At 44.0% G+C, this 10,966-nt stretch carries 11 protein-coding genes and 1 rRNA gene; 11 read left to right on the top strand and 1 reads right to left on the bottom strand.

Annotation, left to right across the window (positions count from 1 at the left end; translation table 11 throughout):
- Positions 1-193: 193 nt before the first annotated feature.
- Positions 194-874 carry a DNA alkylation repair protein gene (locus ACKI5G_RS07625; RefSeq protein WP_407399158.1) on the top strand — a complete coding sequence of 227 codons (681 nt, stop codon included), beginning with the start codon at positions 194-196 and terminating at the stop codon, positions 872-874.
- A gap of 57 nt (positions 875-931) precedes the next feature.
- Here the strand turns inward: ACKI5G_RS07625 and ACKI5G_RS07620 are convergent, their stop codons facing one another.
- The gene (locus ACKI5G_RS07620) at positions 932-1,543 is read right to left on the bottom strand and encodes a hypothetical protein (protein ID WP_407399156.1); all 612 of its coding nucleotides are present in this window, start codon (positions 1,541-1,543) and stop codon (positions 932-934) included.
- A 237-nt stretch (positions 1,544-1,780) separates the two neighbouring features.
- On the opposite strand from ACKI5G_RS07620, the gene ACKI5G_RS07615 reads away from it, so the two are divergent.
- The 10 genes from ACKI5G_RS07615 to ACKI5G_RS07570 form a co-directional block, all read left to right on the top strand.
- A complete protein-coding gene (locus tag ACKI5G_RS07615) occupies positions 1,781-2,416 on the top strand; it encodes a precorrin-8X methylmutase (RefSeq protein ID WP_407399154.1) in 636 nt (211 codons plus the stop codon).
- A 22-nt stretch (positions 2,417-2,438) separates the two neighbouring features.
- Entirely contained in the window at positions 2,439-3,818 is a 1,380-nt protein-coding gene (locus tag ACKI5G_RS07610; protein ID WP_407399152.1) for a cobyrinate a,c-diamide synthase, read from the top strand.
- A gap of 9 nt (positions 3,819-3,827) precedes the next feature.
- Positions 3,828-4,385 (top strand): bifunctional adenosylcobinamide kinase/adenosylcobinamide-phosphate guanylyltransferase, encoded by a 558-nt coding sequence (gene cobU / locus ACKI5G_RS07605; protein WP_407399150.1) that lies wholly within the window; start codon positions 3,828-3,830, stop codon positions 4,383-4,385.
- A gap of 25 nt (positions 4,386-4,410) precedes the next feature.
- The gene (locus ACKI5G_RS07600) at positions 4,411-5,940 is read left to right on the top strand and encodes a cobyric acid synthase (protein ID WP_407399148.1); all 1,530 of its coding nucleotides are present in this window, start codon (positions 4,411-4,413) and stop codon (positions 5,938-5,940) included.
- Complete coding sequence (gene cbiB / locus ACKI5G_RS07595) at positions 5,940-6,899, top strand: adenosylcobinamide-phosphate synthase CbiB (RefSeq protein ID WP_407399146.1); 960 nt, start codon at positions 5,940-5,942, stop codon at positions 6,897-6,899. Before ACKI5G_RS07600 ends, cbiB begins: the two co-directional genes overlap by 1 nt.
- Positions 6,900-7,658, top strand: coding sequence for an adenosylcobinamide-GDP ribazoletransferase (gene cobS, locus ACKI5G_RS07590; RefSeq protein ID WP_407399144.1), 759 nt, complete (start codon positions 6,900-6,902; stop codon positions 7,656-7,658). It abuts the gene before it with no gap.
- A gap of 15 nt (positions 7,659-7,673) precedes the next feature.
- Positions 7,674-8,537: a GHMP kinase gene (locus ACKI5G_RS07585; RefSeq protein WP_407399142.1), complete on the top strand. Its 864-nt coding sequence runs from the start codon at positions 7,674-7,676 to the stop codon at positions 8,535-8,537.
- A 24-nt stretch (positions 8,538-8,561) separates the two neighbouring features.
- Positions 8,562-9,638, top strand: coding sequence for a threonine-phosphate decarboxylase CobD (cobD, locus tag ACKI5G_RS07580; RefSeq protein ID WP_407399140.1), 1,077 nt, complete (start codon positions 8,562-8,564; stop codon positions 9,636-9,638).
- An 11-nt stretch (positions 9,639-9,649) separates the two neighbouring features.
- The gene (locus ACKI5G_RS07575) at positions 9,650-10,300 is read left to right on the top strand and encodes a histidine phosphatase family protein (protein WP_407399138.1); all 651 of its coding nucleotides are present in this window, start codon (positions 9,650-9,652) and stop codon (positions 10,298-10,300) included.
- A gap of 344 nt (positions 10,301-10,644) precedes the next feature.
- Positions 10,645-10,966: ribosomal RNA gene (locus ACKI5G_RS07570) — 16S ribosomal RNA — on the top strand; the annotation flags it as partial.

Here is a 10,966-nt window from a genome sequence, read left to right as displayed (position 1 = left end):
GGTACTCAAACATCGACTCTTTCAAAAGTAGTCCAATTTGGGTTTGAGAATGGTGTAATTTATGATGGTACTCAAACGTGGCGTTCTTGGTGAAGCCTGCCTCATTGGTTTGAGAATGGTGTACTACTCTTTATAATTTGACCTTGCCCTATGAATCAGAACAGCTAGCATAAAAAGCTATTGAGGTGCATATATGAACATTCAAGAAAAGCTGTTTTCTTTACAAGACTTGAAATATCGTGATTTTCATGCCAAGCTGGTGCCGGGGATTGATAAGGATCGAATCATTGGGGTGCGGGTGCCGGATCTTAGAAAGCTGGCTAAGGAAATCCCTTTTGAGGAAGCCCAGGCTTTTATGGGGGATTTGCCTCATAAATACATTGAAGAAAATAATCTGCATGGGTTTCTCATTTCCAATATGAAGGATTTTGATGCAGTAATTCGGGAGTTGGAAGCATTTTTGCCCTATGTGGATAATTGGGCTACTTGTGACCTTATATCTCCAAAGATTTTCAAAAAGAACTTGCATGAACTGCTTACCTATATTGATAAGTGGCTCAATAGTCAGGCAACCTATACTATTCGCTTTGGTATTGAAATGCTTATGAGCTTCTATCTGGATGACGCATTTAAACCAGACTATCCAGCCAAAGTGTCGAGAATTCATTCCGAGGAATACTACGTGCGCATGATGGTGGCATGGTATTTTGCTACAGCACTGGCCAAGCAGTATGAAGCCACCATTGGCTACATTGAGGAGCACAGGCTGGAGGACTGGACCCACCGTAAAACCATTCAAAAGGCAGTGGAAAGCCGACGCCTGACTGCAGAGCAGAAGGAGTATCTAAGGTCCTTTTCAAAATTGAAAAAATGAACCACTAAAAAAGCCTCCCACATTGGTAGTGAGAGGCTTTTCAATTAGCTGTGATAATTAGTCTTTGATTTCCCAAGCCTTGGAGTAGAGGTCTTCAGCAAATTTTTCCATATCGGTAGGCATCCAAACCTTCTTTTCCTTGTTGTACTTGCATTTTACAGTGATATCAGCAGTGCCGGACTTTGGCGCATTCTGTAAGCGGTTTACAAAAATATCTGTCAAAGCTTCCTGGAGAGCTGCCTTGGAGCCAACAGCACCCTGGAGCTTCTTGCTTTCCTCAGCAGTTGGATCAGCCACCAGTACATTGCTGTCATACTTTTCGAAGGTAATCTTTACATCAGCCTCGTCATCCTTTTCAGAAACGATGGTGGAGGACTTCACTTCAATCTGAGCCAGCTTTGCTACCATTTCTTTGCCGATTTTTCTGGCCTGATCCTTGGTGAGCAAATCACCGGAGCTGCGCTGGAAGGAAGGTACAAAGGAATCCATAAAGTCTTCTTCCACATTAATGGAATCGTCATACTTGTTCAATGCCTTTGAGTCCAGCTGAAGCATGGCAGTGGCCAGATTCTTGATACCCACATCGGCCTTTTCGCGGGTAAGGGAGCATGCAGTGCAAATCATACATACTACTACGAATAATGATACCAGTAATAAGTTCTTTTTCATAAAAATCTCCTTATATAGAAAGTTTTAGTGTTGTAAGGCTGTAACCCACACAACATAATATATTATAACACAACCAATATGAATATCAGCTGGATGTAAGTCCTAAGATGGATTCTTTTACAGCAGTTGGCAGACTTGGGCTGTCGGCTTTTGTAATATGCAGCTTATATGTTATAATTTAGACAGTTGCAATAATAACCGAAAAGAATGTTTATATTGTTTTATGGAGGTTTTGGAATGGATTTTATAAAGAAACCTATGGAAATAGAAAATAAGAGTATGGAAATCATTTCACCTCACCTGGAGGGGCTTAATCTCAATGAGGAGGAGACCAAGGTTTACTCACGTATGATCCACGCGGCAGGAGATGTGGAGTATGCTCCTATTATCAGATTGCATCCGGATGCTATTGAAGCCGGCAAGGAAGCAATAAAAAAAGGATGCAATATTTATACTGATGTGGAAATGGTGCGTACTGGTATTAATAAGCGCAAGCTGGCTACCTTTGGCGGCGAGGTGTTCTGTCGCGTGGCTGATCCTGAGATTGCCAAAGAGGCCAAGGAGAAAGGGATTACCCGTTCCATGGCGGCAATGCAGAGCTTTGGTAAGGATTTGGATGGGGCAATTATTGCTGTGGGCAATGCTCCTACGGCACTTTTTGAGGTACTGCGCATGGTGGAGGAAGAAAATCTGCGTCCTGCCCTGATAGTTGGTATTCCAGTTGGCTTCGTGGGCGCAGCGGATTCCAAGGAGGCTCTTGCCCAAAATACTCTGGTTCCTTATGTGACTGTGGAAGGTACCAAGGGCGGCAGCCCGATAGCAGCATCTGTTATTAATGCCATTATGTATATTATAGATAATGAGCGCGTGTAATAAAGTTTAAGGGGCGTTATAAATGGAATGCCTTATTCCAAGAGTTGTAATAGCAGCTACCAAGAGCGGTTCCGGCAAGACCACCATTGTCACCGGGCTTTTGGCGGCTTTAAGACAAAAGGGCGTGAGGGTTCAGCCTTATAAGGTCGGACCTGACTATATAGATCCTGGATACCATAAGCTGGCCAGTGGTCAGCCCTCCCACAACCTCGATTCCTGGCTGATGTCAATGGATACAATGGCAGAGGTTTTTGCCAATTCTGCCTCCAAGGCTGAGCTGGCGGTAATCGAAGGCGTTATGGGCCTTTATGATGGGGGCAGGAAGGGTATCAGCTCTACGGCAGAAATTGCAAAAAGCCTTGATGCACCAGTGATTTTGGTACTAGATTGTAAATCTATGGGAGCTTCGGCGGCAGCTTTGGCTTTGGGCTTTAAAAGGTACGACAAGGACGTTAATTTAGGGGGGGTTATCCTTAACCGTCTTGGCTCTGATAACCATGAAAAAATAATCCGTGAGGCTCTGGATGAGCTTGATATTCCCGTGCTGGGGGCAGTTCGTCGTAATGATAGTCTCGTTATGCCGGAACGCCATTTGGGTCTTTTGCCTGTGGAGGAAAATCAGGAGCAGGAGATTATTAATCGCATGGGGGAGGCTATGGCCTCCCAAATTGATGTGGATGAGATTATCCGTATCGGCAAAAGTGCCAGCGTCATGAAGGTTCAGGACAGGCAGCGTAATGATAATGGCAAAGCTAGGGTTCGTATTGGTATTGCCAGAGACGAGGCATTTTCCTTTTATTATCCTGAAAGTATCCGTGTTTTGGAGGCAAAGGGAGCGGAGATCGTTGAATTCAGTCCGCTTGGTGATGAGGAGCTGCCAAAGGTGGATGGGCTGATTTTTGGTGGTGGGTTTCCGGAAATGTTTGCGGATAAGCTCAGTGCCAACAAGACTCTGATAGAAAGTATAAAAAGTGCAGCCAATAGTGGTATGCCAATATACGCTGAGTGTGGTGGGTTTATGTTTTTGAGCAGGGCCATGGAGGATTTTGACGGCAGGGTATTTCCTATGTGTGATATTCTCCCATGTCGTGTAAAGATGAACAGCCGCCTCCAAATGGTGGGCTATGTTTCCGCGGAATTGCAGACGGATGGAATTTTGGGTAAAAAGGGCGATGTGATAAAAGGTCACGAATTTCATTTTTCTACTGAGGATGCAGAAGCTGGAAATGCTGAGGCCGAGCGGGCTTTTAAATTTACCAGATCCAGAAATGGCTCCCAATATTTTGGGGGCTACAGCAAGGGAAATGTGCTGGGCTCTTATCTCCATTTGCATTTTGCGGGCTATCCTCAGGCAGCGGACAGCTTTATTGAAAAATGCGTTGAGTACAGAAGGAAGAAATAAGGTATAAATATGGGCAGGATTATTTTAGTTACCGGCGGTGCCAGGAGTGGAAAAAGCTCCTTTGCCGAGCGCTATGTGGCAAAGTATGGTGAGAAAATTGGTTATATAGCCACCTCTAAAATATGCGACGAGGAAATGGAATACCGGGTAAAGCTGCATCGTGAGCGACGCCCGGCTGATTGGGAAACCTTTGAGTCACCAGACAGTGCCCATGAGGTTATCCGTGAACATGGCAAGTCATACGATATGTTTTTGTTTGATTGCATGACCATATATGTAAGCAATATTTTAAGCACTGTTAAAGATATAGATGATTTTGACGGCAATTATAAAACTGTTACCGAAAGGCTGAAGAAATTAATAACAGCGATTTTGGAATCTGATACCACGGTGGTTATTGTTACCAATGAGGTGGGCTCGGGAATTGTTCCTAATAATCGTCTGGCCAGAGAGTACAGGGATTTGGCCGGCCTTGCCAATCAGATGCTGGCAGAGGTGGCAGAAAAGGTTTTCTTGGTGGTGTCCGGAATTCCGGTGGATATAAAGAAGATTGCTGAAAATATTTGATGTAATGATAGTAATGAGGTAAGAGATGGCAAACAAGATTATGTGCATGGGAACCTCATCCCATGTGGGAAAAAGTATATTGACCACGGCACTTTGCCGTATTTTTTATAGACAGGGCAAGCGGGTGGTGCCTTTCAAGGCCCAGAATATGGCCCTGAATTCTTACGTTACCAGAGATGGTGACGAAATGGGTCGTGCCCAGGTGGCCCAAGCTGAGGCTGCTGGTATGGAGCCTATGGTTGATATGAATCCTGTACTTTTAAAGCCAACGGGTAATTCCTGTTCCCAGGTGGTTATTATGGGTAAGCCAGTGGGCAATATGTCTGCAAAGGAGTACCATCAGGGGTATTCTTTAAAGGCCTTTGAGGCAGTAAAGGAGGCTTTGGGTCGCCTTGACAGGGAATATGATACTATTGTTATTGAGGGAGCAGGCAGCCCCGCTGAGGTCAATCTTAAGGCCAATGATATTGTGAATATGCGGGTGGCAAAGTATTTAAATGCTCCTGTTCTTTTGATTGCGGATATTGACAGAGGCGGTGCCTTAGCTTCTCTGGTGGGAACCTTGGAGCTTTTGGATGAGGATGAACGGGATCTGGTAAAGGGGCTTGTTATCAATAAATTCCGTGGTGATGTAAGCCTTCTTACTCCTGCATTGGAGTTCTTGGAGAATAAGACGGGGAAGCCGGTTCTGGGTGTAGTGCCTCATATTGAAAAGATGGGAATTGATGACGAGGATTCAGTTTCCCTCCAGGACAAGCAGGCTGTGCCTACTGATGGGGATATTAAGATTGCCGTAATTCAGACACCGAAAATCTCCAATTTTACAGATTTTGATGCTCTGTCCAATGAAGGTGATGTTTCCTTATACTATGTTCAGGATGCCACAGATTTTGGTACCCCGGATATTGTAATGCTTCCGGGAAGCAAGAATACTACTGAGGATATGCTGTATTTGGAAAAATCCGGTATTGGTCAGCTGATAAAAAAGCATGCTGAGGCGGGGAAGGCTGTCATCGGCATTTGCGGCGGCTATCAGATGCTGGGGGAAAGGATAATGGACCCTCATCATACCGAGTCGGATAATGACGAAGTAAATGGTCTGGGCCTTCTGGGAATGACTACCCTTTTTGCCGAAAAGAAGCTCACCTCCCAGGTGAAGGCAGATTGCAATAATCTTGGCTTTATGGGTCAAAGCATCAGTGCCAGCAATCTGGCAGGCTACGAAATTCACATGGGGCAGACGGATTTTACAAGGGAATCCGACAGTCATCCATTTGTGATAAAAGAACGGAGCCGCACGGAATGCAACAGCATTGAGGGTACTGCATGTGCCAAGGGCAATGTTTTTGGCACCTACATTCATGGTGTTTTTGATAATGACGAATTTAGACGAAGCGTTTTGAATGCTGTGCGTATTACCAAGGGACTGGAGCCATTGAAAAATACCAGAAATGTCATGGCAGAAAAGCAGCAAAGCTATGAACGCCTGGCAGATATAGTAGAGCAGCATTTGGACATGGATAAACTGATGGAAATAATGGGTGAGAATAATTAATGATAACGGCTATATTGGCATTCTTTATTGATGCAGTTGTGGGAGATCCCAGAAGTAAGCTCCATCCTGTGGTGCTTATTGGCAATCTCATAGCGGGAATTGAAGGAATGCTCTACGGTAAGGAAGATAGTGACAAGAAGAAGCTGGTGCTTGGAGGAATGCTGGTTGTTTTGGTTTTACTATTCACCTTTGCTGTAGTAAATGGTATAATGAATTTAGTGAAAATGTTAGATGATATATACGTTGTAACCCTTATAGAGGCTTTTTTTCTTAGCTTTACAATTTCACCGAAGAGCCTGGCGGCAGCCGGCAAGGAGCTTTATGGCTATCTGGTTGCAGATGACTTGGATAACGCCAGATACAAGGTGGGCTGGATTGTAGGACGGGATACGGATGAGCTGACACCAGGGGAGGTATCCAGAGCTACCATTGAAACTATAGCGGAAAACACGGTAGATGGCATTATTGCACCACTATTTTATTTTGCTATAGGAGGTGTGCCGTTGGCCTTCCTTTATAGGGCGGTTAATACCATGGATTCCATGGTGGGCTACAAGAATGACAGATATATCTATTTTGGTCGGGTGGCAGCCAGAGCGGACGATGTTTTGGGCTATATTCCCGCAAGAATAACTGGTCTGTTATTTGTGGTATCGGCATTTATATTGGGCTATGACGGCAAAAAAGCCTGGAAAATTCTCAGAAGGGATGCCTCCAAGCACCCTAGTCCTAATGGAGGATGGGCTGAAGCTACTGTTGCCGGTGCGCTTCACATACGTTTGGGGGGCTTCAATTCCTATTTTGGCAAGGTCCATTTTCGGGAATATATGGGTGATCCCATTGAAGAGATAGGATTTGACCATATTATGAAGACAATTCGTCTGATGTATACGGATACGATTTTGTTTTTGATAGTATGTCATATAATTTTTGTGATTTGTAGTATGGGAGTGCTGTAAATGCAGGCATTTCTTATCGGGTTGCAATTTTTGACCCGTATATGTGTTGTTAAGCAGACGGTCTGGACGGAAGAAGATTTCGGTAAAAGTGTCCGTTACTTTCCACTTGTGGGGGCGGTATTGGGATGTATATATTCCCTGGTGGCCTGGCTGGCTACTGACCTGTTTCCGCAGCTTGGCATAATTCTGCCACATCATCTTTTAAATGTGATGTTTGTGGCAATGCCGGTTATTCTAACTGGTGGTATTCACTGTGATGGTTTTATGGACACGGTGGATGGAATATTTTCCGGCAGGGACAGGGAACGAATGCTGGAGATTATGAAGGACAGCTGCACTGGTGCTTTTGGCGTTGTGGCTTTTGTACTTTTGATGATGTTTCAGTATGGAGCTGTTTCTGATGTACCAGTTGAAGCCTTACCGGCAGCACTTTTTGTAATGCCGATTATATCCAGAATGATGATGGTTTTTACCATAACGATTTATCCTTATGCGAGAAAAGAAGGAATGGGAAAGGCCTTTAGCGAATATACTGGTAAGAAAACCTTGGGGGTGGTTTTCTTATATGGACTGGCGTTGGTCCTCCCGTGGGGAATCAATGCATTAATAGCAGTTCTTGTATCATTTTTGTTTACAACGTGTTTTTGCAATTATGTGACTAAAAAAATAGGGGGAGTCACCGGTGACGTTTATGGTGCAGTGTGCACCCTGTGCGAGTTGCTTGTTATGATTGCATTTACATGTAAAATACCTTTTTAAGAGGGGGAGATATATATGTTATTAGAAGTATTAGTACCTGGATCCTGTGGTGAAATAGCACAGGGTTGGAGAGAGGGGCAGCCATTTTTGGTTACATGTCCAATAGGTCTATATTCTAGAGCATTAGTAACAGAAAGAACCTCTGCGAAGACTGGTTTGGGCAAGAAAGCTCGTGCAGCGCTGAAAAACACGGTGGGGTATATGGGATTTACGGATTTTCCACTTGGTTTGGCTTTGGAGTCACAACTTCCTACAGGCAAAGGAATGGCATCCAGCACAGCGGATATTGTAGCAGTTATACAGGCAGTGGCAACTGCAATCGATGATGAGCTGGAGCCAGAGGAAGTGGCAGAGCTTGCATCTGGTATTGAACCAACTGACGGCGTATTCTATCCTGGCGTGGTTCAGATGGACTACATGACCGGTAAGCTCATTGAGAGCTATAAACCGGTGCCAAAGATGATAATTGCTATGTTTGATACTGGCGGAACAGTAAATACCGTTGAGTTTCATTCAGACTATTCAGAAAACCATGGTAATGAAAATAGTCCGGCAGAATTGTTGGAAGCAGTGGATTCTCTGAAGAAGGATTTTTCTCCGGAAAATATAGCCAGAGTAGCTACTATGAGTGCTCGTGCCAACCAGAAAATCGTGGAGAAACCACAACTGGAGGAGATTATTGAATTTGCCAAGAGTCAGGGGGCTCTAGGGGTAAATGTGGCTCATAGCGGTACTATGCTGGGCATTCTCTTTAAGCCTGATGAATCAATGCGCAAGGTGCTGGATATTGCCAAGGCAGTGGAGGCAAAGTTCCCACACATGGAGTATTTTGAAACTGAACGTCTGATACCAGGTGGCTGGATTATCAGGCAGCGATAATTTTGTAAGGATGTTTTTTAAAGCATGAAGCCTTTTGAACATGGTGGTAATGTGTATAGCGCTGGGGTCCGCAATCATGAGGTTGTGGATTTCAGCGCTAATATTAACCCACTGGGACTATCAGATAGTATAAAAAAATCAATAATAGACAATATGGAGGGCCTGGTTCACTACCCTGATCCTACAGGGACATTGCTGAAGCAGGCTATTTCTGTGCACTATGGTGTTGATGCGGACAGGGTAGTTTTGGGGAACGGTGCTGTAGAATTAATGTATATTTATTTCCATTGCCGCAGTCCTAAAAATGTTTTGGTTCCTGTGCCTTCTTTTAGTGAATACGAAAGGGCGGCCATGGCGGCAAGATGCCATATTGAAAGACTATATATGGCTAAGGAGCAGGATTTTACCCTGGACATACCGTCCTTGATGGAGCTTTTGCCCAAGGTAGATGCTGTGGTAATTGGCAATCCTAATAACCCAACCGGGGAGCTGCTAACCAAAGATAATCTGGAAGAAATAATATCAGCGGCAGCAAGGTCCGGTACTGATGTTTTGGTGGACGAGTCCTTTTTGGACTTTTTGTCCAGTGATAAGCACTATACTGTGATGGATTTGGTGGAAAAGTACCCGAATCTTTTGGTACTCCGTTCTATGACAAAGTTTTTTGCTATTCCGGGGTTGCGTCTTGGATTTGGAGTGGCTAATAGTGAACTTATGGGTAAAATAGAGCCTGGCAGGGACCCGTGGAATGTTAACCTTCTGGCCCAGATGGCAGGAGTGGCAGCATTAAAGGATAAAACCTACCAAATGGATTCCAGACAAATTATATCGGGATGTATTGATTATTTATATAGGACTCTATCATCCATAGAAGGGATGAGGGTATATAAACCTTCAGTAAATTTCATATTAGTAAGCGTTGAGCAAACTGGTATGACCAGCAGCAAATTCGTAAAGGCCATGGGTGGCAAGGGAATTCTTGTAAGAGATTGCAGTAATTATCCAGGTATGGACGATTATCATGTTAGATTTGCTGTCAGACTGATGAATGAAAATGAAAAGCTGGTAATGGCGATTAGACAGGTATTGGCGGAAAGGTAGGAGGGGATTGAATGACAAAACTGATATTGGTACGACATGGTCAGACAGTATGGAATAAATTGGGAAAATATCAGGGACAGGCTGATATTGAACTTAGTGAAGTGGGAAGAAAACAAGCCGCTATGCTGGCTGATTATTTTCCTGTAGAAAAGATTGATGCCATATATTCAAGTCCTCTGGTCCGCGCCAAAGAAACGGCTGAGGCTATTGGTGCTGTCTTTGATTTGCCAGTGGAGCCCTGTCCGGAATTCTGTGAAATCAGCTTTGGCAAATGGGAGGGACTAACTTATGATGAAATTCATGCCCAGTGGCCAAAGGAGCATGATTTGTTATTTACCAGGCCCGATCTATTGACCTGCCCGGATGGGGAGGGATTTGCCCAGGTTCAGGAACGGGCAGCTGGCAAAATGGAGGCTCTGATTACGGAGAATCCGGATAAGACTTTGGTTATTGCTGCCCACGGCGGTGTAATAAGGACATTGCTTTGCCATGCTTTGGGGATGCCACTAAGAAATATGTGGCATATACGTCAGGATAATACGGCGGTGAACCTTGTAACAGCCTATAATGAGGGACTAACAGTGGAGCTGATGAATTCCACAGCACACCTTTACAACAGTGATTTGAATATTAATTTAAATAATTGGGTAAAAAAGAGTTGACAATGACGGTAAAAGATAGTAATATTATCGATGTTGTCGCCACTAAGCACTTTGAAAAGTGAAGTGAGCAACAAAAAATAAAATATCAAAAAGTGCTTGACATTAAAGCATCTTCGCGATATTATATAGAAGCTGACTAACGAAGCAAGGGCTTCTGAGAAAGCAGAGTGTTCTTTGAAAACTAAACAATGCAACAAGAATCATGCACACATGATTCAAGCCAGATGATGGTACTGTTTTTATAAACAGTAAACATACATAATAGTTTGTGCAAAACTATGAAATTCCTTTATTAAAAGGTAATTCTAGAAACTTTAAGAGCCATTCAGGTTCTTCAAAATATTTTTTTGGAGAGTTTGATCCTGGCTCAGGACGAACGCTGGCGGCGTGCTTAACACATGCAAGTCGAACGGGAAGACATTTCTAACACCGAGTAACTGAGTGATGACTGTCACTGAGACAGCGTCGTGAGGCCCCGAAAACAGAGCCTCACCACACTTAAAATAGTGATTAACACTTAGAGACTGGGTGTTAGAAATGGATTCTAGTGGCAAACGGGTGAGTAACGCGTAGGCAACCTGCCCTTCAGATGGGGACAACATTTCGAAAGGAATGCTAATACCGAATGACGTACATTGGTCGCATGACCGATGTACCAAAGGCCGG

Source organism: Anaerovibrio sp., from assembly GCF_045637405.1.
Classification (GTDB): domain Bacteria; phylum Bacillota; class Negativicutes; order Selenomonadales; family Selenomonadaceae; genus Anaerovibrio.
Note: the sequence above shows the minus strand (reverse complement) of the source record. Positions and strands in the feature narration are given on the sequence as shown.

Coding starts and splice junctions, on each gene's coding strand:
- ACKI5G_RS07625 (WP_407399158.1), top strand. CDS start 194: ATGAACATTCAAGAAAAGCTGTTTTCTTTACAAGACTTGAAATATCGT.
- ACKI5G_RS07620 (WP_407399156.1), bottom strand. CDS start 1,543: ATGAAAAAGAACTTATTACTGGTATCATTATTCGTAGTAGTATGTATG.
- ACKI5G_RS07615 (WP_407399154.1), top strand. CDS start 1,781: ATGGATTTTATAAAGAAACCTATGGAAATAGAAAATAAGAGTATGGAA.
- ACKI5G_RS07610 (WP_407399152.1), top strand. CDS start 2,439: ATGGAATGCCTTATTCCAAGAGTTGTAATAGCAGCTACCAAGAGCGGT.
- cobU (WP_407399150.1), top strand. CDS start 3,828: ATGGGCAGGATTATTTTAGTTACCGGCGGTGCCAGGAGTGGAAAAAGC.
- ACKI5G_RS07600 (WP_407399148.1), top strand. CDS start 4,411: ATGGCAAACAAGATTATGTGCATGGGAACCTCATCCCATGTGGGAAAA.
- cbiB (WP_407399146.1), top strand. CDS start 5,940: ATGATAACGGCTATATTGGCATTCTTTATTGATGCAGTTGTGGGAGAT.
- cobS (WP_407399144.1), top strand. CDS start 6,900: ATGCAGGCATTTCTTATCGGGTTGCAATTTTTGACCCGTATATGTGTT.
- ACKI5G_RS07585 (WP_407399142.1), top strand. CDS start 7,674: ATGTTATTAGAAGTATTAGTACCTGGATCCTGTGGTGAAATAGCACAG.
- cobD (WP_407399140.1), top strand. CDS start 8,562: ATGAAGCCTTTTGAACATGGTGGTAATGTGTATAGCGCTGGGGTCCGC.
- ACKI5G_RS07575 (WP_407399138.1), top strand. CDS start 9,650: ATGACAAAACTGATATTGGTACGACATGGTCAGACAGTATGGAATAAA.